18 protein-coding genes and 2 pseudogenes are annotated in these 23,072 nt (G+C 60.4%); 11 read left to right on the plus strand and 9 right to left on the minus strand.

Features of this window, described 5'->3' with window-relative positions:
• Positions 1–142: 142 nt before the first annotated feature.
• Complete coding sequence (locus WBP07_RS22130) at positions 143–802, minus strand: DsbA family protein (protein WP_395396021.1); 660 nt, start codon at positions 800–802, stop codon at positions 143–145.
• A pseudogene (locus tag WBP07_RS22135) lies at positions 799–1,325 on the minus strand (MFS transporter); the annotation flags it as partial. The pseudogene WBP07_RS22135 and the gene WBP07_RS22130, both read right to left, overlap by 4 nt.
• A 386-nt stretch (positions 1,326–1,711) precedes the next feature.
• Here WBP07_RS22135 and WBP07_RS22140 point away from each other — a divergent pair.
• The 4 genes and pseudogenes from WBP07_RS22140 to WBP07_RS22155 all read left to right on the plus strand — a co-directional run.
• Positions 1,712–2,077, plus strand: coding sequence for an IclR family transcriptional regulator C-terminal domain-containing protein (locus tag WBP07_RS22140; RefSeq protein ID WP_395396507.1), 366 nt, complete (start codon positions 1,712–1,714; stop codon positions 2,075–2,077).
• 223 nt (positions 2,078–2,300) lie between these two features.
• Positions 2,301–3,656 carry a cell envelope integrity protein CreD gene (gene creD / locus WBP07_RS22145; RefSeq protein ID WP_395396022.1) on the plus strand — a complete coding sequence of 452 codons (1,356 nt, stop codon included), beginning with the start codon at positions 2,301–2,303 and terminating at the stop codon, positions 3,654–3,656.
• A gap of 378 nt (positions 3,657–4,034) precedes the next feature.
• Positions 4,035–4,850, plus strand: coding sequence for a hypothetical protein (locus WBP07_RS22150; protein WP_395396023.1), 816 nt, complete (start codon positions 4,035–4,037; stop codon positions 4,848–4,850).
• 158 nt (positions 4,851–5,008) lie between these two features.
• A pseudogene (locus WBP07_RS22155) lies at positions 5,009–5,296 on the plus strand (DUF389 domain-containing protein); the annotation flags it as partial.
• A 165-nt stretch (positions 5,297–5,461) separates the two neighbouring features.
• Here WBP07_RS22155 and WBP07_RS22160 read toward each other — a convergent pair.
• Entirely contained in the window at positions 5,462–5,824 is a 363-nt protein-coding gene (locus tag WBP07_RS22160; RefSeq protein ID WP_395396024.1) for a hypothetical protein, read from the minus strand.
• A 1,091-nt stretch (positions 5,825–6,915) separates the two neighbouring features.
• Between WBP07_RS22160 and WBP07_RS22165 the strand changes: the two genes are divergently transcribed.
• The 3 genes from WBP07_RS22165 (at position 6,916) to WBP07_RS22175 (ending at position 11,623) form a co-directional block, all read left to right on the plus strand.
• A complete protein-coding gene (locus WBP07_RS22165; protein ID WP_395396025.1) occupies positions 6,916–7,737 on the plus strand; it encodes a response regulator transcription factor in 822 nt (273 codons plus the stop codon).
• A 114-nt stretch (positions 7,738–7,851) separates the two neighbouring features.
• On the plus strand, positions 7,852–11,001 hold the full coding sequence (locus tag WBP07_RS22170) for an autotransporter domain-containing protein (protein ID WP_395396026.1): 3,150 nt from the start codon (positions 7,852–7,854) through the stop codon (positions 10,999–11,001).
• A gap of 250 nt (positions 11,002–11,251) precedes the next feature.
• Positions 11,252–11,623 (plus strand): hypothetical protein, encoded by a 372-nt coding sequence (locus WBP07_RS22175; RefSeq protein ID WP_395396027.1) that lies wholly within the window; start codon positions 11,252–11,254, stop codon positions 11,621–11,623.
• A gap of 379 nt (positions 11,624–12,002) precedes the next feature.
• Here the strand turns inward: WBP07_RS22175 and WBP07_RS22180 are convergent, their stop codons facing one another.
• The 3 genes from WBP07_RS22180 to WBP07_RS22190 all read right to left on the minus strand — a co-directional run bounded on the left by WBP07_RS22180 (position 12,003) and on the right by WBP07_RS22190 (position 14,855).
• A complete protein-coding gene (locus WBP07_RS22180) occupies positions 12,003–12,425 on the minus strand; it encodes a hypothetical protein (RefSeq protein ID WP_395396028.1) in 423 nt (140 codons plus the stop codon).
• 125 nt (positions 12,426–12,550) lie between these two features.
• A complete protein-coding gene (locus tag WBP07_RS22185) occupies positions 12,551–13,711 on the minus strand; it encodes a HupE/UreJ family protein (RefSeq protein ID WP_395396029.1) in 1,161 nt (386 codons plus the stop codon).
• A gap of 10 nt (positions 13,712–13,721) precedes the next feature.
• Complete coding sequence (locus WBP07_RS22190; protein ID WP_395396030.1) at positions 13,722–14,855, minus strand: DUF3500 domain-containing protein; 1,134 nt, start codon at positions 14,853–14,855, stop codon at positions 13,722–13,724.
• A gap of 881 nt (positions 14,856–15,736) precedes the next feature.
• Between WBP07_RS22190 and WBP07_RS22195 the strand changes: the two genes are divergently transcribed.
• Together WBP07_RS22195 and WBP07_RS22200 are read left to right on the plus strand one after the other, a co-directional pair.
• A complete protein-coding gene (locus WBP07_RS22195; RefSeq protein WP_395396031.1) occupies positions 15,737–16,294 on the plus strand; it encodes an outer membrane protein in 558 nt (185 codons plus the stop codon).
• A gap of 213 nt (positions 16,295–16,507) precedes the next feature.
• Positions 16,508–16,678 carry a hypothetical protein gene (locus WBP07_RS22200; RefSeq protein WP_395396032.1) on the plus strand — a complete coding sequence of 57 codons (171 nt, stop codon included), beginning with the start codon at positions 16,508–16,510 and terminating at the stop codon, positions 16,676–16,678.
• A 296-nt stretch (positions 16,679–16,974) separates the two neighbouring features.
• Here WBP07_RS22200 and WBP07_RS22205 read toward each other — a convergent pair whose 3' ends face one another.
• Complete coding sequence (locus WBP07_RS22205) at positions 16,975–17,235, minus strand: hypothetical protein (protein ID WP_395396033.1); 261 nt, start codon at positions 17,233–17,235, stop codon at positions 16,975–16,977.
• 562 nt (positions 17,236–17,797) lie between these two features.
• Between WBP07_RS22205 and WBP07_RS22210 the strand changes: the two genes are divergently transcribed.
• A complete protein-coding gene (locus tag WBP07_RS22210) occupies positions 17,798–18,682 on the plus strand; it encodes a hypothetical protein (protein WP_395396034.1) in 885 nt (294 codons plus the stop codon).
• Positions 18,683–18,863: 181 nt separating this feature from the next.
• On the opposite strand, the gene WBP07_RS22215 is transcribed toward WBP07_RS22210, so the two are convergent.
• Positions 18,864–18,992 carry a pirin-like C-terminal cupin domain-containing protein gene (locus WBP07_RS22215; RefSeq protein ID WP_395396508.1) on the minus strand — a complete coding sequence of 43 codons (129 nt, stop codon included), beginning with the start codon at positions 18,990–18,992 and terminating at the stop codon, positions 18,864–18,866.
• A gap of 519 nt (positions 18,993–19,511) precedes the next feature.
• Here WBP07_RS22215 and WBP07_RS22220 point away from each other — a divergent pair.
• Entirely contained in the window at positions 19,512–20,159 is a 648-nt protein-coding gene (locus WBP07_RS22220) for an alpha/beta hydrolase (RefSeq protein WP_395396035.1), read from the plus strand.
• 258 nt (positions 20,160–20,417) lie between these two features.
• Here WBP07_RS22220 and WBP07_RS22225 read toward each other — a convergent pair whose 3' ends face one another.
• A complete protein-coding gene (locus WBP07_RS22225) occupies positions 20,418–23,000 on the minus strand; it encodes a TonB-dependent receptor (protein WP_395396036.1) in 2,583 nt (860 codons plus the stop codon).
• Between the last annotated feature and the right edge of the window lie 72 nt (positions 23,001–23,072).

Genomic DNA, 23,072 nt, shown 5'->3' on the forward strand with positions numbered 1-23,072 from the left:
CGGACTCCCCGATGATCATTCTCGCGGCGACTTGCAGAATTTACGATACCAACGAGGTTGCCGGATGAATTGGCGCAGTCAAGCTGCGGCTGGCGAACTCACTCTTGAAGTTTGCCTCATGCTCTCGCTCTACCAACCGTTGTCAGCGCGCGCCCTGACGCGTCTTCTGCAAGACCTCGCGCAACGTCGCGGCGTCGATGGCGCCTGGGATCAGATAGTCACCAATCACCAAGGCAGGCGTTCCCGAAATGCCGAGCGTTTCGGCGAGTTGCCCCGTCTTGCGCAGCGAGGCATCGATCGCGCTCTTGTTGCGAGCAAGGTCGGCCTCCAGGCGCGGCCAATCGACGCCGGCGCGTTCAGCCGCATTGCGGATGGCGATGTGATCGAGCTTGACGGGGCCTGCCATCAGGGCGTCGTTGAAGGCAGCATGCTTGCCCTGATAGCGCGAAGCCATGGCGGCGCGTGCCGCTTCGAGCGAGGCGGCACCAAAGATCGGCCAGTCCCGATAAACGATGCGGACCTTGCGATCACTCGCCAGAAGCTGCTTCAGGTTGCCATGCATCTTGCGGCAATAGGGGCACTGGTAGTCGGAGAAGACGACAATCGTCGCGTCAAAGCCCTGCGGAGCGACGCTGGGCAAGCCAGGGTCATTGGCCAGCATGCCCTTCATGCGCTCGCGCTCGGCCGGTGAAGCCATAACGTCGGCTTTCGCATCCGGCACGGAATGGATTGCTGCATACGCTCCCGCGAATGCGCCAACTATGCCGACGCTGGCGATGAGCCAGACCGGAAACTTCTTCATGCATTGAGCCTTTTCAGAGTTGCGTGACGGCCGCTTCCCCAGGCGAGCAGCGAAAACGCGACCGAAACGCACGGGAGGACGAGCCAGTTGATTGCCGTCCAGCCTGAACTGTGCAGCAGGGATCCTGCGAAGAAGGATGCGCAGGCAACGGAACCAAAAACGAGGAAGTCATTGGTTCCCTGCACCTTGGCACCCTCAGGGGGCGTATGACAATCGGCGGCCATCGCGTAGCTCCCAGAAATCCGAAATTCCAGCCCACGCCGAGAAGGACGAGCGCCAGCCAGAAGTGGAGGATATCGACACCCGTTAGCGCCACGACCGCCGAGGTTCCGATCAGCAGAAGTCCCACTGCTGCAACGCGCTCCTTGCCGAACCGCACCATCAGTCGCCGGGTCACGAAGCTGGGTCCGTACATCGCCAGGATATGCCATTGGATCCCGAGCGCGGCCTTGTCGGCCGAATGACCGTGGCCGACCATCGCCACCGGCGAGGCTGTCATCACGAAGATGATGAGGCCATAGGAGCTCATAATCCGCTGATTCTAGGCATGTTCGAGTGCAGAACAACACTTTCGTTCTGTAATGTCGCATTGACCTGCGTCAGACGACGGCAAACGGCATCACCCATTCGGGGGCATAGCAACGTGGGATGCCTCGGCCGGCTCTGGTAGGTGGCAACGCTCACTTCGATGATCGTTATGTCTCGACAAGTGCGAGGCCCCGAGACAGGCGAATCCATCATTCTCGCCGAGTTGACGGAGACCCAGAATGAAGCCGCCTGCATCGCCGTCATTCAATCCATTAAGCCGTTGCGGTTCACGGTCCCTTCGGGGCACATAAGACCACTCTATGCTGCAACTGCGGGCCAGATGTTGCTGCCTTTCTGCCCGAGCACCCGTGTAACTCTTACCTGGCAAGAACCGATTTTCCAAAGCTGACCGCAGAAACGCTGGACCGCGAAGAACTTGCTTGCCGTTTGCCCGGAATAGTCCGCGATGCGATGGCTTTCGATCGCAATGGCAACTTTCTCGGCGCAAGCGCGATTAAGAGCCCAGTATTCAATGCCGGCGGTGCTGTGCGCTACGCCGCCGCCGTTGCTGGACCAACGGAGAGGATAGACGAAATCGCTCCGCAGCTCCATATACTGCAACTCGAAATCTTATACGCCGCCCTGCGGTTCAGGCCTCGCCTGACACGCTCAGCCCGATCCGCGATCCGAATCGAATCTTACCAAACGTGGCTTTGCCTTAGGCCGTTTGCGCAGACACTCGGTTGATATCAATAGATTGAAGCATCGCATCGAAACGATCAAGATAGGAGCCTGATCACGCGGGACAACCCTACCTAAGGACGTTCCTGGGCGCATGGACCAATTCTGTGCCGAAAGCTCATTTCGTGCAAGGGCAGGCCAGCGAATGCTTGTTCCACGAACCTGGAAGATTGTAGCGGAGGCGGCCATGAGCAAAGGAATACATAGGGAACGATCCCCGGGAATCAAATTGCTCTTCGCCAGCTTGATCGGCCTGGCGCTCGCGATCCCGCTTATGCTTGTTTACGCCTTGATCTGGGATCGCGAGCGCCAGTCACAGACTGCGCAAGACGCAATCAATGCAGGTTGGGGCGGGCCGCAGGTCATCGCGGGCCCGGTGGTGGTCGTGCCATTCCGCACGACACAGACACAAAACGAGGAAGTCGACGGCAGGATCGTTGCTCGCACGGTCGAGGTCGACAAGCTTCTCTATATCTCACCAACTCAAAACAACGTCACGACGAGCGTAACACCGCAGGAACGGCGCAAATCGATCTATCGCAGCGTGCTTTTCGAGGCCCAGATCAGTGGTGTCGCGACCTTTACGCTGCCGCCCGATCTTGCGCGGTTCGGTGTGACCCGCGAGCGCTTGCTCTGGGATCAGGCGGAGCTGCGCATGGGTGCGTCCGATGCGCGCGGACTGACAAAGGGGGCGGTTCTCAGGGCCGATGGACAGGCGCTTGCAGTGCAGCCGGGCAAGGGGCCGCGAGCAACAAGCGGGCAAGGCTTCTTTGCCTTCCTGCCGTGGAACGGCGAAGGCAGCCTCTCGGTCGATTACCGTTTCGGCCTGCGCGGCAGCCGCTCTCTGAGTCTCGTTCCGCGCGGCGGACAAACCCGATGGAACGTGTCGTCCTCGTGGCCGAGCCCCAGCTTCGGGGGCGCCTTTTTGCCGGAGAGGCCGGAGATTTCCAGTGACGGCTTCCACGCCGATTACACGATTGATAAACTCGCGCTGGGCGAAGCGCCGGTGTCAACGGATGAAGCTGGCCCTCCGTCGATCGAAGACGGCGTGGCCAGCACGAGCAGTTCGGAACCCATTCCTAGCCAAGCAAGGTTCGTCACCGTCGGCCTTGTCGAGCCGGTCAATCTCTACAGCAAGGTCGACAGGGCCGTGAAATACGGGTTCCTGTTCATCGGCTTCACGTTCCTTGCGTTCCTGTTATTTGACATTGTTGGCGGCGCGCACGTGGCCGCTGCGGAATATCTGCTGACGGGCGCCGGACTGGTGCTATTCTTCATGCTGCTGCTTGGCTTTGCAGAGGTGGTCGGCTTCACTCCCGCCTACCTCTCAGCCAGCAGTGCAATTATCGGACTTCTGACGAGCTACAGCGCGGCCGTGCTAGGCAGTTGGGGGCGAGCGCGCTTCATCGGCGCGCTTCTTATAGGGCTCTACGCGCTACTTTTCGTGCTGCTGAACCTTGAGGCATGGTCGCTGCTCATCGGTGCGGCGCTGTTGTTCATCTCTCTAGCCGGAGTGATGTATGCAACGCGCAATATTGACTGGGGGCAAGCCGATCGCCGCGAAACTGAGGTTGCGGACGTCTAGCTAGTGTCGAAAATGACATGGCCACGGCGATGATCTCGCGGCGTCATAGGCATGCCGGAATGGCAGCTTCCCCCAAATTCTGCAGTGTTTTTCTGCCGTTCCGAACACGCCGAAGATGAGGTCACTCGATCAAGGCAAACGAAATCCCTTTTTGAGTACACGATGTGGGCTCGGTACGAAGGTATACAGGCAGACTCTCGATCACCTCCAGGCGATCATCCCCGAGTTTGACCTCAGGGGTGTTCCAGCGCCCGGCCGGATCCGATTTCTCGGCTCCTGCAGCCAGATACCCTGTCAAAGTCATGCCCGCCCTGCTCTAGTGTCCGTGTTCGCCCCCGATTCCCCCAAGCGCCGAGTTCGCCAATGTTCGTCAATCGCATGCAGTTCCTGACCGTTATCGCCGCGCTTTCGAGCGCGAGCCTGCCCAACAGTGCAGCGGCACAGCCCATCGGCACGTCGGTCTCGCAGCCTCCTTATGCCAAGATGGTCGATCTTGCACGGAAGGCTAAACTCGTGATCAAGGCGCAAGTCACAAGCATGTCGCCCTTGCCCCAAGCGCACGTCACCGCCCCCCTCCATGGCATGTATTACGTCGAAGCGAAAACACAGTCGCTGCTCTATGGAGATAGCGGTATTGGCGGATCACTGCGCTATCTTGTGGAACTGCCGCTCGATGGAAGCGGAAGGGCAGCCAACCTCAAGGGAGAGAATGTGCTGCTCTTCGCCTGGCGCGTGCCGAACCAGGCCGAGGACCTGAAGCTGGTCGAACCCGGCGCTCAGCAAATATGGACCCCTGAGGGCGAGATGCAGCTGCGCTCGATCCTGCGCGGGCTGGTTTCGGCGCGCTCGCTCCGACCGGTAACGCGCGTCAGAGAGATTGGATATGTTGCAGGCAATCTTGCCGGCCAGGGCCGCACGCAGATATTCCTGGATACCCAGAAGGGCCCCGCCACCATCACGGTGCGCCATGCGCCGGGAGCAGGAACGAGTTGGGGCGTTTCGTTTGGCGAAGTGGCAGGAGGAGATCCGCACCCGCCCGCCAAGGACAGCCTCGAGTGGTATAGCCTCGCCTGCTTCCTGCCGCCTTCACCGGCTCAGGACGCGTACGTCTCCCGGACGTTTGCGGCCAAGCAGCAGGCCTACCAGGACTACCGCATGGTGCTGGGCGACCTTGGGCCATGTGTGCGAGACTGAACCGGTTCTTCCAATGCCTCTTCGGAATCGGGCTATTTTCGTTGGAACAGATTACGCCTGAAGACGGACTGAGAGAGCATTTAGAACACATAGACCGCTCAGCCCGGCCGGAAGAGCATTTCAATGTGCATTTGCAGCGCATCTCGCTCTCTCGCTGATGGCTTCGTTCGGTTGTCGGGCGTATCGATCACGAGGCTGTCCTCGCCCGCATTCGCGATGACAGCGGATGGTCGCCGCGCGATGCGTTCATGGTCATGATGTCAGCCGCCATTGCCATACTGGGCTTGCTGCTTTCGTCTCCAGCCGTCGTCATCGGCACCGTGCTGATATCGCCATCGATGAGCCCGATTCTCAGCTTCAGCCTTGCCTTGGTCGATTTTTCCGAGACATGGCGTTCCCCCGTGCTCGCAATAGGTGCAGTGGCGGCAGCCCTATTCACCGCCCTCCAATTGCTAAAATCGGAGGGGTTCAATCCTAATTTCAAAAATTATCCGGGAGCGGGCCATGGCGGCATGTTTGGACTTTCATTCAACTTGGCCACCAAAGCCATGGCGACCGAAGCCAACATAGCTTCATGACAAAACCGTCAGCCCGGTGCCGAGGGCCGCTAGTTACGGCACCCCTATGCGCTGAAGACCCAGGATTGCGGGAGCACCAAGTATCTTCTGAGCGATTTGGTTGTCGCTGCGCACGGAGCAATCGAATGGCACATCGAGCTGATCGCGGCGTCCGAATTCGATCCATTCGATCTTGAGGCCGGCATTCCTCGTCGACTGGTCGCACTGGGGTACAGTCGCCGAGACCGTCGGCTCGCCCTTCGGCCGAAACTCACTGAGACTAGCCGCGAATGCGTCGGCCGTCCGCCGTTTAACCTTGGCCCGTGAATGCTGGTAGTCCCAGTCGTTATGAACTGCATCCCATCGCCCAAACTCAATCAGCACTTCACCGGTCGGCGAAACGGTGATTTTGGACAACCGGCACGTGCGGCAATCCACTCTCGGGACGATCGTAAATGCGATCGTTGCGGTGTTGTCCGCGTTGGCTGGTGCTATGGGCGGTTTAGGGGGGACCGATCGGCTGCCGGTAACCATGATCGTATCAGAAGAGGCGACTGAAGTGCTCTCTTCCGGAACCGGTGCCTGGGCGCCTGCGGGCACTCTGGCGGCCGGTTGGCCCGGGCCGCTCAATGTGGGCCGCTCCGCGGCGGCCAGTGGGGGCTCCGATTCTTCATGTGCCGGCGCGACATGCGACTTTGTGACCGACGAAAAGACCGGAACTCGCGCGGGCTCAAGGGGTCGGCTTTCCACAGCAGTGGAGCTGGTTCTGGGCGCTAGCCTGGAAGAATGTACGAGCGCGCCAGCGCACCCGGCCGTTATGGACAGGACCGCCGCTTGCGCGATCAAGGCGAACATCGAGCCGCTGATCTGGGTGAATTTGTTGGAAGACGTCCGCGAAGGAGCTCTGAGTGGCAGCTTTGGCATCGTGCGATTCCGAACTAGAGGGCACCGGAGGCTTGTTTGCATCCTCGAAGGTGCCGTCCCAGCTGGGCGTTTCCCGCAGATTTCAGGATATTCGGTATCGTGCCAGCGCCCGACCAGCAGGCGGCCAAGGCTCCCTATCGCATGGAGAGGTGGTGCCGAGCCCAGACGCGGAGGATTTCATCTCGGGCGATAGGCGCGCGCGCTGGCGAAGGCGCGGGTCGCGCCGGCATCGGACGCTTCTCGGAATTAGGCGATTTACCGGTCGTGACGGGGAGGGAAGCCATGTTCAATTGCGGATGGCAACAGCATTATCGACGACAAAACAGGACGATAGCTCGTATCGGCCGGAGACAAGGGCGATTGGAACGAAAACCGGCCAGAACAAGTACAGGATCGTGCAATGGGATTACAGTGTATCGCCCTCAGCATAGTTTCGATGTTGTGGCGGTACTGTCACGATCGATTGCGATGCAATGGCGGAAATTTGGCAAATTCACGCCGCTCTGTGGCAATGTATCGGCACGGCGGGCCGGACGGGCGGGTTTTGAAATCTCCGCTATATGCACCGGTTTTACCCAGCATGCATGCAGACCATCCCTTCCGCTGCCGCGCCCCTTGAGAGCCGCATCCTTGTTGTCGATCCCGACCAGGATGGCCGTTCATCACTGATCGAGTTCCTGTCCCGACATGGCTATGATGCCGTTGGAACCGATAATTTGACGGCGATTCAGCGCCGAAACGAAGTGCCTTGCTTCGACCTTGTCGTACTGGATATCGCTTCCTCTCCGATGGGGGGGCTTGAGAGCCTGCGCAATTTGGTGCCCCTCGGGCCGCCTGTCGTGGTCTATTCGCAGTTCGACGCCAGCATTGACAGGATCGTCAGCCTAGAAATCGGCGCCGACGATTGCATCGCCAAACCGTGCGATTTGCGGGAGATGCTGGCACGCCTACGCATGGTACTGCGTCGGCGCGCGGCGCCCCCTTACCGGCGAGAGCCGACGGAGACGGCCGAGAGCGTCGCGGGCATTACCTCCGGCAATTGCCTGCATTTTGCCGGATGGCGCATGGATCTGGGCTTCAGCCTGTTGTTCAACCCGGCCGGGCAAATGGTTTCCCTCTCTCCGGGCGAATACAATCTGCTTCGCGCCTTCGTCGAGCATCCCCGCGCGGTCCTTTCGCGCGAGCAACTCATGGAGTTCGCCCACGTCGAGGATCCGGGATCGGATGATCGCACAATCGACGTCCGGTTGTTCCGTCTGCGCCGCAAATTGCGGCCCAAGGGAACGGTCGAGCTCATCCGCACCGTGAGGAACGAGGGGTATCTATTCACCCCGACCGTATGGGCGGAACAGTGCGAGGAGCTCCCCGATCTCTCGCACATCGACGATCACCGGCAACGCGGCTGAGCCGCGGATCGCCGCTCGGACCGACCTTTCAAATGATCCGCGCTGGAACCGGCTGCGGCGACGTGCGCGTCGCGCGCAGCCGCGTGTCCGAATTCATGACATGGGATTCTTCAAATGCGTAGCCTGTATTCTTCAACCAGCATCGGTACCCTCTCACTTGCGCTGGCATCGTGTCCCGCCCTTGCCGATACCACCGTTTCCAAAAGCACGACAACGGCACTTTCGACGGCAAGTGCCGGTAATATCGACGTCACCAGTGCGGGCACCATCACCGTCTCCAGCGGCAATGCGATCACGGTGAACAGCGACTCTTCGGCGACGGTGGACGGCGCGATTGTCGGGGGCAGCACCGACGGGGCGACCGGCATCTACGTCGCATCGGGCACGAACTCGTCGATCTCGATCGGCGAGGACGCAACGATCAAAGTGCTGGAAGACTATACGATCGATGACGACGACAACATCGTCACGACGGGTATTTCCTCGGCAAGCAACCGTTACGGCGTCTATGTCGCAGGCGATGCCTCGGGCACGATCCTGAATGAAGGTTTGATCTCGGTCGAGGGCCAGGATTCGGGCGGTATCGTGCTCGCCGGCGATTGGACAGGCGACATTACCAACACCGGCACCATCAAGGTTATCGGCGACAACGCACTCGGCATTTCCACGCAGGGCGTCGACGGCGACGTGACCGTTGAAGGTTCCGTATCGGTCGTAGGGTTCAATTCGACTGCGGTTAGCGTAGCAGGCGACGTGACCGGTGCGGTCACAATCCAGGGAACGGTCACCAAGGGCTATTCATACACCGACGACGATGGCGACACCGAGGTGCTGTCGCGCGCAGCGCTGCGCACGGGCACTGCGGCGGTATCGATAACCGGAAATGTCGCCGGCGGCATCTACGTGGCCGCGCCTCCTTCCGACGACGACGACGATAACGACGATGAGGATGGCGACGGCGTCACTGATTCCGAAGAAAGCACCGGCGTCATTTACAACTACGGCAACGGACCGGCGATCCAGGTGGGCGGCACCGACGACATCACCATCGGCGCCGTGAATGCCAATGTCGGCACCTACTCGATTGCCATCGAAGGCACGGTGACGTCGAACTCCTACTACAGCAACACCAACGCTTACGGTTTGGTTGTCGGCGGCGCGGGCGGAGACGTTACTTTGACCGACGGCATCGGCGTCTCGGGAACGCTTAGTGCCATCTCGTACGATTCCACTGCTGTGGCACTGCAGATCAACGAGGGCAGCACCGTGACCAGCCTCTACAACAGCGGCACGATCAGCGCTTCGCTGTCGTCCCCGGGTGAGGGGACGACGATCGCGGTTCAGGATCTTTCGGGAACGCTGACAAGCATCGAGAACACCGGCTACATCAGCGCTAGTGGATCAAGCACCGACACGCGTACGGCGCTCGACCTGTCGGCGAACACCACGGGCGTCACCATCTCGCAGTATCTCAATGATGACGATGCGGAAACCAAGGCGGACAATGAGGAGGAATCCGGCGAGGAGGATACCACCGTCTATGCCGGGATCTACGGAAACATCCTGCTCGGCTCGGGCAACGATACGATCTCATCGTCGACCGGCCTCATCAGCGGCGATACCTACTTCGGCGCCGGCGACGATACCCTGACGCTTTCGGACGATGCGGAATACAGCGGCGATATCTACTGGGGGACTGGCACTGCGACGACGACACTGTCGGGTGAGTCGCTCTATTCGGGCACGATGGACTTTGCAGGCGAGACCGGCACCGTTACCATCAATGATTCGGCGACCTACACGGGTCTTCTGACGAACGCAGAAAACGTGGCGATGACCGTCAACGGCGGCACGTATACGCCCAGCGAGGCGACGACGGTCAGCTTCGGCAACCTCTATGTGGGTTCGAGCGGGACGATCGGCGTCTATGTCGATGGAGACGAGAGTTCGACGATCTCGGTCAATTCCGCGACGCTCGAAGACGGCGCCAGCGTGAGCGCCACGTTCAGCAGCCTCGCTTCGGCGGAGGGGACCTATACGGTGCTTACCGCCGACGATCTTACCATCGACGGCACGCTCAATTCCTCGGTGAACACGCCGTATATCTACAACGGCACGGTCTCCTCCGACGACAGCAACATCTATCTTACCGTGTCACGCAAGACGACCGACGAACTCGGCCTGACAAGGTCGCAGGCATCCGCGTGGGACGCCATCTATGCGACCGCGCAGAACGACGACGATATCACGGACAGTTTCCTCGATATCGCCGATGGCGATACGCTGCGAACGCAGGTGAGTTCGCTGCTTCCCGACCATGCAGGAGGAATTTTCAAGGCTGTCACCATGGCTGACCGCGCGGCCGCTCGACATTTGAGCGATGAGACCACGATGTTCGATATCTCCGATGTCGATGCATGGATCGAGCCGATCTATTTCCGATCGAGCAAGGCGACAACCGGCACCGCAAGCTATAAGCTGAGTGGTTGGGGCCTGTCGGCCGGCGTCGAGCGGCATACGGATCTGGGCTACTTCGGCGTTTCCTACGCTTGGGTCCAAAGTTCGCTGAAGGACAATGGCGGGACCGGCATCCTTGACATCGGTCAGCATGATTTCGGTGCGTTCTGGCGAACCGCCAAGGGACCACTGATGGCTTATGCCCGCATTGGGGCGTCGCGGATTTCGATCGATTCCACGCGAACCTACACTGGAACTATCGACGATACCGACTTCACGTACGATGCCGACGGCAGCTGGAACGGGTGGCTGTTCTCCGGATTGCTTGGGGCATCCTACAAGTATGACGTCTCGCGCCGCTTCAGCCTGAAGCCCAAGATCGAGATCGAACAGATGTGGCTGCGGGAAAGCGGCTATGAGGAGACAGCGGACAGCGACGCGATCGCGCTCACGGTCGCCAGTCGGACGAGCAAGCAACTGAGCGCAACCCCGACGCTAACCGCCTCCTATTCTCTGGGAACAGTGTCGGCCGACTGGCAGCCGCTGACCTTCACTGTCGAGGCTGGCCGCAGGCAGACGCTGAGCGGAAAGCTGGGGAGCACCACGGCTTACTTCAACGGCGGTGACAGTTACGACGCCGGAGACGCCTTCACCATTGCTGGCGAAAGCGTGAAGAGCGCCTGGGTAACCGAAGTGGGCATGCTTGCAGGCGGGTATGACTTCACCTGGAGGATTTCTACCCGAATGGAGCGGACTTCAGATAGCACCGACCTTTCGGCCCGAGCCGCGTTGAGTGTCGCCTTCTGATCAATGACCGTGTCTTTGCAAACTGCTGCGAACGCGCGTCGAGGCGATCGGGTTTGGTTTCCAGGGGCAAAGCGTTGCAGCAGCGGCGGCGGCGGAAATGCCGTTTCAGGAAGGGCTTGCCGGCGGCGTCGCCATCAAGCAATTGATAATAAATCGCAATAAGCGAGATCGCCAAACATGAGGGGTAGCATTTGAAAAGGACTTGCCTCCCCAATTCTCGCCGCCTGCGCCGCAGGAGGCCGCGCATGCCATGATGCTGGTCGATGCCATGCGGTGCTGGAGCGAGGCGCGAAGAGCTGGCGAACCGGTCCAGCCACGTCTTTCGCATCTGCTCGGGGACCAGGACTGTGCGATGCTGACACCGGTCTTCGACAGTCTGATCCGACTGTACGAGATCGTTCTGGAGCGGCCAATCCAAGCAGGGAGCGGTCCGGTTTTCTCTGAAGACGAGCATCTTCTGCTGGACCTTGTTGGCGGCCGGTTCCCGCGCAAGGCCTGCCTATCTTGCCACAAGGAAATTGGCACCACCGTCGACTGCGCGATCTGTTCGACGCGGATTATGATGGCGCTTACGGTCCCGATCGATACGCCGTATCTTGAGGCCAGCGCTCGGTTGCGATGAACGAGAGAGCGCTGGCTTCGGCAATTGCATCCCATCGTTGCCCCGCGCGAACTGACGCGCGGGCCCCCATCCACGAGGTCGCCGGCGAACTTCGCTACGAAACGGTCAACGCAGTACCACTTGCGTGAGATCTGAGGTAGATTGAGCGCCCGACACTGATCACAAGCTGACGCTTAGTGAGCCGGATCGAAATATCGACAACCAGGCGCGAACAAGCGGAACTCCTGGAGAGACCTCTCGAACATGGCCACTTGCCTGTTCATGAGAAATTGCGGCCGCACGAGTTCCGAACCTGAACGGGAGCCGCTGCAATGAAATCGAACCTATACCAACCAAGCCGATCGCAGCATCCTGACCTGCGAGAGTCAGCAACAGCCGTCTAATGCCTCGTTTGGTCCGGCCTTTTGTTAAGTATCACCGCGAAAGCAGCAGAGAGTATCGTATCAAATGCCGCGACCTGCTCGCTATTGAAGCCAAATTTGGGCAGATGCGCGCTCACTTGCGACAAGCCGCGCAGATACTCCAGAATTTGCTCCTCAAACGCCCCCGTGACAAACACATCGTAGTCAAGCTGTGGTGCGCAGGTATAAGTCCGCTTTCTGATCGACGCCCTTGATCGCTGTGGGTATTCCTTGCGCATATCCGCCGGCATAACGATCGGGATATAACCAAGCTCTATGTCGGCATCTGCAAGGACGGATGTATTGAGCGCAGTGTTGAGATGTCCCTCGACACATCGGCGAGCTCGATCCAAGCTAAAGAATGCTGGCTGATATACCTCAGCGGAAGCCCAAAACCTCACGAATACGCTATCCTTCTGATTATTCGACACCCACGGCGAGGATTGACCAGAACCTTTATCCTCGTGCTGCGTATAGGCTGAAAATCCGTTGCACCGTGATCATCGCAGGCACCTTCGGAGAGATACTACTCACCAAGCATCCGACTGCACGCCCACCACAAGGCCGCCGCCAACGCCACAAGCGCCGCGCCGCGCCGCACGTAAGGCTCGGCACTGCGGCCGCGCAGCAGCAACAGCAATGGCATGACGAGCGCGACGATGCCCAGTTGGGCGACTTCGATGCCGAGATTGAAGCCAAGCGTCGCCAGCACCGTTTGGGTAGTAGAGAGTTCCAGTTCGCGGATCACGGTCGCGAAAGCCATGCCGTGGATCAGCCCGAAACCGCCTGCGATCCAAGCCTCACGCCGGGGGTAGATCGGCATTAGCGCGTGGGCCGCCGAGATCGCCACCGACAGCGCGATCAGTACTTCCACCCCCTGCCCCGCTGCTGGAAGCAGCCCCAGCGAGGTGGCGAGCAGCGACAGCGTATGTCCGCCCGTGAACGCGGTCACCCGCCAGAAAGTATTGGCAAGCACCCGGCGATTGTCGCGCTCGGCAATCCAGTTGCCGGCTCGTGCGGCAAGCGGCGCGGTGAGCAGCAGCGTCACCAGAAACGCGATATGGTCAGCGCCCTCGGCGATATGCTCGATGCCCAGCGCAATCATCGCCAGCAACGCAGAAAAGCCTGCGCCCTCTGTCCCGCCGATGACAATTGCACGCTCATCGCGCTCGAGCTTTCCGAGCACACGCGGATGTCCGGGAAGCACCCCACCCTGCCAATCCTGATCCACCGAGACGATCGCCGCATCGGGAATGACGTCGCGAATGATCACGTCGTAGCCGAGGCGCGCACGCCGCGGATCGTGTCCTGCCGGAGCGTGAGCCTCGATATCGACCGTCCAGTTGCGGGTATTGGCCGCGGGCTTATCGAGCGAAAGCACATGCAGCTTCCACGCCTGCCCGTCGGTGCTCGCCAAATGGACATTGGCCAGCACGTAATCGCGCACGGCGCGTTCAGGCGGCACCGGATATGCCGTGAACCCTGGCCCCGGATCGGCAATCCGCCCGGTCGAAATTAATGCCATAGCCAGGCGGTCGAAGGGCAACGTCAGCCGCAACAGCCACCGCCCTTCGTGCATGCGCACAGCCACGCCGGAATCGGGCATCGGATGGGCAGGTGCGGATGCCGGAAACAGCGCCCCGAGCAGTAACAGAAAGGGCAGCCATCGCCGGCCGCCCCGGCCCAACCCTCTCACCTCAGAAACTGAAATTGCCGCCATAGTCGTAAGTCTTGTCGCGCCAGACGGTGTGGTAGTGGGTCGCGCTGAACACGACACCGCTCTGGACGGAGAACTCGATCCAGATGCGCGGACCGTCGATGCGCATGTAGGAGCCCTGCGTCGCAAGGTCGGAATAGTTCGACCACGATATGTACGTGCTGCCCAGTGCCGAACTGGCAACATAGGCATCGTATTGCCCGGTGCCGTTGGCATCGCTGGCATACGTCGCGATGGCGGCCTTCACCAGATCCTGCTGGCTGGAATCGAGCGCCGAGACGGCAATGCCGGACTGGGTCGAAGGGTACTTGCCGTCTGCCTGCGGACCGACCACGAGATCACTGACCGAAGTGGAAAGCTTGGCCGCCGCCAATTGGCTGGTGCTGAAGGAATCGAGCACGGCCTTCATCGCATCGTGCTCGGAGGCCATCGGCGTCAGCGTCGAACTGCCCGAGGTGTAGCTCTTGGGCTCGACGCCCACGAAATTGGGGGTGAGGCTGACCGGCGCGTTGGAGGCGTCGAGCGCGTAGAAGAACGTGTAGTGATGCCCGGTAAATTCGAGGATCCAGGCCGAACTCGTCGATGGCGTGCCGAGGAACGAGACGTAGTAGAGGTCTTCTCCGTAATCGCTGCCGCCGCCGTTGTTCTTGAGGTACTCGTCGGCGGCGCGCAGGTTGGCCATCGTCGTTTGGCCCTGCGTCGAGAGCACGCCTGCGAGCAGCGCTTCGGCCGCTTCCTTCTGCGTATCGGTCAGTGCCGAAAGCGCGAGTCCGTGACGCGTCACGAATGTAGTAGGCAGGTTCGACCAGTAATTGGTCGCGTTGGCCTGGCTCAGCGTATAGATACTCGAAGTCTGCTGCGTCGTGCTGAGCGTCGCGAGATAGTTGGTCGCCAGGCACGTGATGTAGGCGCCCTGCCCGCTCGTCGTCGAACAGGTCGACGTTGTGTACGTGCCGCTGGAGGCCGACGATGAACCGCTCGATGAGGACGTGCTCGTCGAGGATGTCGAGGTGGAGGTCGTCGTAGAGGTACTGCTGGACGTCGAGGATGACGAGGAATCGTCTCCTCCGCACGATGCCAGCATCAGCGAAAGGCCCGAAAATCCGATGGCCAAGGCGCGAGAGGCCCTCGCTATTGGTCCAAATTCCTTAGGTCGCATCGATCCCTCCGCTAGCCGCCAGCACGGCTTCAGCCCATTTTGACAGTCACACTAGAATGGCTACGAGGAGGTCGTTGCGTGCGAATTTCGTGTTCGTTTCAGGCCGAAACCGCGTTTCTGAGTAGTATGCTGCTCCGATTGCGCTTTCCGCTTACGGCAAGGGTACACAATTCGAACCGCGGCGCATGGTCGGAACCATCATCACAAGTTGACCGGCGTTTTATCTCACCATCGACCAGAAAATCGGCCCGGCTATCCGGTAGTCCCTAACGAGGAACGCGCGAACATAGTCCTTGAGCCGAGTGTCCCTTGCCGCAAGGACTTCGAAGTTCCGAACACGCTCGACGCAGGTCGGAACATCGAGAAGTCGCTCGTCGCCCTTATCCCGCAGGCCTGTCGGCGCCCACCAACTTGCTAAACCTTACCGAGTGGGATTCTCGTCAAAACTTGGCATACATGATCTTTGCCGCTTGTAGAGAATATGGATCGCGGCAGTCGGGGCATTATCGAGCAGATCAAAAATTCCGCTCGACCGGCATGGAATTATAACTGCAAATGTTAAGTATCTCTCCTTCCACAATCGCCTCGACGAAATCAGCTCGATGATCAAAATAATTTTACGATACATCGTGTATCATCGAAAAATATCTCTGAAAATGACGAAATCCTTGGATTACCGCGCAGCTCTAGTCTTTAGTGCTGTTGCGATCTCGCAACAATTTCAGTCTCATTGCGACCAAATGTGGTTCCTTTCTTGAGTGAGACGTTTTGACCTGTATTCGGCCCCGACCTCGCCGCTGTGAAGCGGGAGGCAAGAAGAATGCAGGAGCAAGTACATGAAGAATATCGCCCTTTTTGGCGCAGCCGCCGCTCTTTTCGCCGTTCCGGCTACGGCGAACGCTCAGGCCTATGTCCAGGCGCAGACCGGCCTCGACAGCGTTTCGGTCAATGGCGGCTCGTCGGAAGGCCTGACCTATGGCGTCGCTGCTGGCTACGATGTGCAGGCGCGCGATGCTCTGTTCTTCGGCATTCAGGCCAGCGTTTCGGACAGCACGACCAAGGAATGTGAGCGCGATCTCCTCTCTGTCGGCGACAAGCTCTGCGTGCGGTCGGGCCGTGACCTTGCGGCGGTCGCCCGCGTCGGTACCAACGTTGGCGATACGACCAAGCTGTATGTGCTGGGCGGCTACACCAACGCGCGCATCCGGGTCACCTATAACGACGGGACCAACAAGGACAGCGAAGGCACCAACCTCGATGGCTTCCGTCTCGGCGCTGGCTTTGAGCACGACTTCGGCGGCAACCTGTTCGGCAAGGTCGAATACAACTACTCGAACTACGAGCAGGGCTTCAGCCGCCACTACGCTCTCGCCGGTCTCGGCGTGAAGTTCTGATCTAAGCACTTCGGAAGATGGGGAGCGTCATCGCTCCTCACCTTTCGCCGGGCCCGATTCTGTCAAGACGGCGTAATTTTCGGTAAAAATGCATCAGGCAGCCGGTCTGGATTGTGATTTTACTGCCAGCTGCTGGCTACACCCCCTCCTCCAAAATTTTATTGCGTCAATAAGTTGATTTCCCCTCATCCTCCCACCCCGAAGCAGATTGACATGATCCGCGATGCCGTTGCTCACGCTCTCGAGCAACGGGGTTTGGACAACCACGAATTCCTGCGCCAGATCCGGTCGGGCGAACAGGGCCATGGTCCATACATGGCAGGCGCGTTCGCAGCAGCCGAAGCGATACGGCAGCAACTTGGTGATCGTTTGCGCGGAAAATGATGCTGGCGGTGATCGCTGGGCATTGAGCAATCGAAATGGCAACGGGCTCTTGTAAGGCCTAAAGGCGCACCTCTCGAAACGAGCGTCCAAACATCAGTCGATGGAACTCCCTCCGGCGCCGAATGTCCAGTCGCGCAGCGTGACCGTCGATATCTGGCCGCGAGCGGCGTTCCAACGCTGGCCGACCTTTCCCACGCAGTGATCTGCTTCTGAAGGTGATCCGAAGGCTTGCCGGTCTTAACCGCGACTTCATTATCGCAGCCGCCGGCAGGCCCACCTTCAGGCGGCCCTCCAGGCTACCGCCAGCCCTCGGCAGTGAAGCGATCGCCCCATGCGTACTCGAAAACGGCAATGAAGCGCAGCACCTTTCCAACGATACGGTACTTGCCCTCGACCCTTGCGCTCAGCCAGTCGATGAGTTGCCTGACCGATCTTTCCTCGTCGAGAATATCAATGTCGTCGCCGAAAAGCTGCCGGCCGACAAGGAACGCCGCGTCGCGTCGAACGTCTTCGCTCTCGCGCACGGGCCGGCCTATCAGGATGTCATTCGAATTCATAAGGCGCGCCCCTCGATGGTGGGGCCAATAACGGTGCCGTGCAGGCACACAAGGGCCTCCGCCGCCAATTTTTCCGGCGTCGCCTCGCGGCACCTCAGATTTCAGAGAAGCGGAAGGCAAAATGCCGCCTCGTCCCAAGCGCACCGTACCCCAAGCCGACCGCGCTTACCTGATGCCGCGCGGGCCGGCATCACGCTCGGCCGGGATTTCCGATCGGACAGGCTGACCTGCATTACGGCACCGAAGTGCAGGTCAGCGCCATTTTTCGCCGGTTCGCGCTGCTTCGCCTTGTGGAGTAGCATTGCGCACCTGCAGGAACCGGAGCATCGCCGGGTCTGATGCCGCACGGTCACGACATTTCGGCCGCTGGGGTCTTGCGTCGCTTTCTATTCCAGCGGCCGGAATGTTTCGCGCACGCATGTTTTGCGTACGGGGGGCGGCGCCGTTCGCCCTCGGACCGATCCAATTCCAATCAGCCTATAATGTATCAGGAATGCCTTGGCCGATATCGGGCGCCGTTTGCGATGGTGATGGCGGTCGCCGCCGCGGGCCGCCTTGATCCATGGCTTTAGGCGGGCTCAAGGACGGTGCGATGTCGATAAACGGGATTTCTGGCGGGGCTGTAAACGGTTATTTTTACGCGGCGGCTACGCCGGAGAAGCCGGAACAGGATGATGAACCTTCATCGACCTCGTCGGCGACCAGCACGCGAACCGATCGTGAGCGGGATAAGCTTCGATCAGCGCAGTCGGCGTTGGAGACGATCAAGCAATACAACAAGCCGTCCGACCGCGATGCAGAGCGCAAGGCGCGCGCGAAGCAAAAAATCGCCGCACTCAAAGCGCGGCTCCAGATGTTGCAGATGATACGTCCCGTCAGCACCCGAGCGCTCGCTCAACTGGCGCGGGAATTGAAGGCGGCGATGAAGGAGTTCGGAGGAGCGTCAGGCACGGATGGCTCCTCAACGTCAACACAAGGTGACGGGATGGTTGCCGAGGCTGGTTCGCAAAACACCGCTGGGGACCTGAACGGCGGGAACCTCACAGCAGACGCGAGCACTGTCGATGGCGATGGCACTTCGCCTGATGCTTCACCATCTGCGGGGGAAAGCGGCGCGAAATCCGACGCGGAAAGCAAAGCAGGCGATGCCGAAGCGAAGGATGACGGCACCAAAGCCGCCGTCTACCGCCGCATGGCGGAACAAGCGTCGTCGCGCAGCGCCGAGCAGGCCCGCAAAGGCGAACAGAACCGTTCCGATAAGGAGTTCCTTACCGATGTTCGCAGCCTGGCAGCTCGCATCAAGGCCTTGGCGAGAGAGGCCGCGAAGGAAGGTCTGCGGGGGCGTCATGATGCCGAAGAAGCAGAATCTGCCGCGACCGATGCGGCCCGCGAAGCACAGAGCGCCGGCCAGGAACTGGGAGCGGTCAGCTTGTCGGTCATGGCCTGAAGCCAGCTTCACTGCTTAAACCGGCCTGAAATTGCCTATCGATTGTTATGTCGCAACCTCGTCGGCGAAGCGGGCGGTTTGACGTAGGAATGCACACATATCGTCATCCCCGTTCCTCCCAGGCACCATGCTGCAACGCCTTTGCCGCGCGGCGTTTCAGAGATTCGCCGCGAGACATTGATCAGATACCGACGTTGAGCAGAGAGGCAGTCCCGTAGAACTTGCCCGTCTGATAATCTCGAATGGCCTCGTCGATCTCCTCGTGCGATTTCATCGCGAAGAGGCCGCGGGCTGCAACCGGTTCGCCTATCGTGCCCCAGGCTTACCGGGACCAATCATAACGCCGCTGTTTGGATGCGGATTTTTGCTTTCATGGCGCCATCCAGCGGTGTGCCACGATGAACATTCGTCCGAGATCTTTTCCTCGCTATCCACAGACTGTGCATAACCCGATACCCTGACGCACGAGCGCGTTTCAGATATCCCTGCCTGATGTCCATTCTCTGTCTGATCGGGCGCCACAAGCCCTCCCCCGTGTCTCTCGCGCGGAGCAGGGACGATCGGTATTTGGCGCTGTGCGACGCATGCGCAGTTCCGCTCGAACGCACAGGCGCAAGCTGGCGTGCTGTCCGGCCTGGCGCAGCCGAGCCAAGGGCCTAAGCATCTGCGTTTGCGCATCAGGGGGCACATGCGGCTGCAAAGCGCGCTTGCACGCCGCTCGGAAAATTCGTCCCCGCCTGCGGCAGATACCCGCAGATTTGAGCTCCAGCAGGCAAAAGTTCCACCATTCCCGCGCCCCTAACCAGACGCGCTAACGAAGAGAATACCCATGCTGCTCGATGGCCCTCGCCTCGCTCCCTTGTCCGGTTCCAGCCCCAATGCACTCGTCATCCTCGTTCACGGTTATGGCTCGAACGGTGACGACATGATCGGGCTCGCCGAGATGATGCAGCAATCTCTTCCGGATGCCGCTTTCGTCGCACCGAACGCCCCTGGCCTCATCCCCCAAATGGCCGCAGCGCATCAATGGTGGCCGATCGACACGTTCTCCATGGCCGAACGGTCAGCCGGTGCCGATGCGGCAGCGCCAGATTTCGACGCCTTCATCACGGCGGAGCTGGAGGCGACGGGCCTCGCGAGCTCGCGCCTGCTACTTGTTGGCTTCAGCCAAGGGACGATGATGGCTCTGCACGTCGGGCTCAGGCGGCCCGAAGCCGTCGCCGGCATCGTGGGCATCTCGGGCATGCTCGTGGCCCCGGAACGACTGGACCTAGAAATCCGCAGCCGGCCCCCTGTCTTGCTCATTCACGGCACCGAGGACGACGTCGTGCCGTTTCGCTCGATGGAGCTTGCGACGACGGCTCTTGAGCAGGCCGGCGTCCCGACCGAGACGCACATTTCCCCCGGCGAAGAGCATGGGGTCGCGCCCGATGGCCTCGAGGCGGGAATCGCGTTCGCACGCCGGCTGCTCACCTGATCGGGACGAAACGTTCAGGAAGGGCGTCGATGAAACGGCGGTCGGCTTCGGCCCCGCCGGCGAGTTCGAAGCCCTGCCAGCGGCCGGGCCCTCCTCCGCCATCCTCAATTGCTTCGCAGAGCTCGGAAATCCCGAAACTCAGCGCATCGCACGGCCCCCGCTGCAATGCCACAACACTGACCGTCCACCCATTTGCCCAACAAAGCCGTCATGCGGCGGCGCAGGTCAAGGTCTGCGCCGCCAATCGACTTCTTGCGCTCAATACGCCGCCGACAACGTCAGAAACCACTGACGAGGTGCGATGGGATAGGCCGAATAGCTGTTCGTGGCCGATCCGATCGAAAGCGTAGATACACCCTTCTTATCGGTGAGGTTGGTCACGTTGAGCGCAAGTTCCACCTTTTGAAGCGGCAGAACGCCGTCAGGCACTCGTCCGGCGACGCGCAGAGAGGTCAGGAAGTAGGACGAAACACTGGCATCGTTAGTGAATGTCGCGAACCGGCGGCCAACGTAATCGCCGATCGCCTGAACCTCGATCGGGCCCACATCCAGCGTTGCAACCGTCTTGTTCATCCACTTAGGCGTACCAGGCAACTGCTTGCCGCACGTCGGCACAATGCCGCCAGTGACAACGTAGCCGCCAATGCAAGTGTCCGTGGCCGCACCGATCCCCAACGCAGTAGAGGTATAGTCGTTCTGGTATTTGGAGAGATTGTAGGAGACGGCATTGTAGAGCGAGAAGGTACGCCCGACCTTCAACGTAACAGCCGCGTCGACGCCATTCGTCTTGACGTCACCCACATTCACCAGCGTCGAAGTGCCGCCGGTAATCCCGCTTCCAGCGATACCACCCGGGTTGGTGGGGATCGCAAGCAGTCGGTTGCTGAAGTCAACGTGATAGTAGTTAATCTGCGCCTGGATCGCCAGGCCGTTGGAAAACGAGCGGCTCGTGCGCAGGCCCGCCTCGTAAGTCCAGCTCGTCTCGGGCTTGCCCTCATCGGCGAAGGCATCGAAAGCCGCCTGGCTGCCGGTGAACCAGGGACCGCCGCCGCCAGCGAGATAGGCCTGATATTGCCGCAGATTTTTCTGGACGTTGAAGTAGACCTGCTCGTGCCCGTTGAAATCATAAGTCGCGCCGAACGCCGGCAGGAACCAGTTCCTAGTGTTGATCTTGCCTTGGGGGAGCGCCGTCGTGCCGCCCAGCGAGCCGACACGCGGCTGCACCGGGAACCACCCGTTCGCCCATTGGGCGCTGGTCTTGACACCGCCCTGGATGAGTAACTGGTCGGTCACCTGCCAGGTGTCCTGGATATGCAGCTGCAACTGCTTGATCCGCGCTTCGCCCTGGTACTGTGTGAACAGCGGCTCCATGACATCACGGGGGCGGATGTAGGGGGTGCTCAGCGACGGATCGGAGACCGGCACGGCATACCAGCGGCGCCATTGCGTGGTGCTGTTGTGTTCGAACCAGCCGCCGAACTCGATCTTGTGGTTGGCCAGTTCAACGCTGGCTGCCGAGATCACACCAACGCGATCGATGCGGTATTCGGTGGTGCGGGTAATCATTCCCGAACCGCCGGTAGCGGCCACCAGCGCGGCACCCGAGGCGGCGGCCTGAGCAGCGGTCAGCGCCGTGCAAGCGGACGGGCGGATCCCGTTGCCATTGGCGGCAAAGCGGCAATTGGTAGGCCGGTTCGCATAGTTGGGATCGAGATAGGCCTGTGCCGTCGTGATCGACTGGCCGAGCGGTCCGGCGACGACGCCGGCACCGTCGTTATGGTGGTAGTAACCCGTGGTCGACCACGTGATCTTGTCGGTCAGATGCGCGTCGTAGCGCGCATAGCCGAGATAGTCGGTACGCTGCGCATCGGAATAGTAATTGCGATAGTTGCTGCCTTCGGCTGCTGGCGAATTCCCAAGCGGGGATAGGTAGTCCGTGCGGTAACCGTCAAAGTCGGGATAGAAGAAGGGCTTGGTGTAAGGCGTGAAGAGCTGGGCCGGGGTGGCTGTGCCGCCGGCGGATGGCTTGTAGAAGACAGTCGCGTCCTCGTTCGGCTGCGTCATGTCGTTGTAGTCGAAATAGAGCGTCAGCTTGCCGGCATCGCTCTCATGCACGAATTTCGCGTTGGCCTGCCAGCCCTTCTGGATACCGTCGAAGTCCCAGGCGCGTGCTCTCTGACGAACGCCCGAGATATAGACCGAATTCCCGCCGCCGATGTCGCCGCTATCAATGCGCACATACGTCCGCGATGTGCCGTAGCTGCCCACGGTCTGGGCGGCGCGGACGCCGAACTCTCTTTGCGGATCGGAGGAGAAAATCTCCACCGTACCGCCAAGGTTGCTGTTCGAAGGCGTTGCAAGGTCACCAGCGCCGGTGGCCACGACAACGCGCGCCACGTTTTCCGAAATCACGGCGCGCTGCGGCGAAAGGCCGTTGTAGTTGCCGTAGCTTTGATCGCCCAGGGGGATGCCATCCATGGTGTAGCCGAGTTGGTTACTCGCGAAACCGTGGATGAACATCTGCGCGTTCTGTTCGTTGTTCCCCCAAGGATCGGCGGTGATGTAGAGAACACCGGGCAGGGTCTGGATCGCCTTCAGGGGCGAAACACCGGGCAGGATCTTCTGGATTTCGACATCGGAGAGCGCCGTGGCCGAGCGGGTCGATTTAGCGCCGGTAACGATGATCGAGCCGTTACCGTCGTCGGCATTGCCGTCTGCAGGTGCGACTTCGTCAGCAGCGGCCTCGGCCGCCATCGCTTGCGTCGCGGAGCACAGAGTAAGCGCGGTGCCAGCGAGCATAGCCCAGCGCGCGGCCCTGGCCGCCGATCGAATTGCCGTCATGTGATTGCGTTCCCCAAACCTTGCGAGCGGTGCGTTCACCGTGCGGCACGGTCGGTAGCCAAGCACTGTGGC

This window comes from Novosphingobium oxfordense (assembly GCF_044029435.1).
Lineage (GTDB): Bacteria > Pseudomonadota > Alphaproteobacteria > Sphingomonadales > Sphingomonadaceae > Novosphingobium.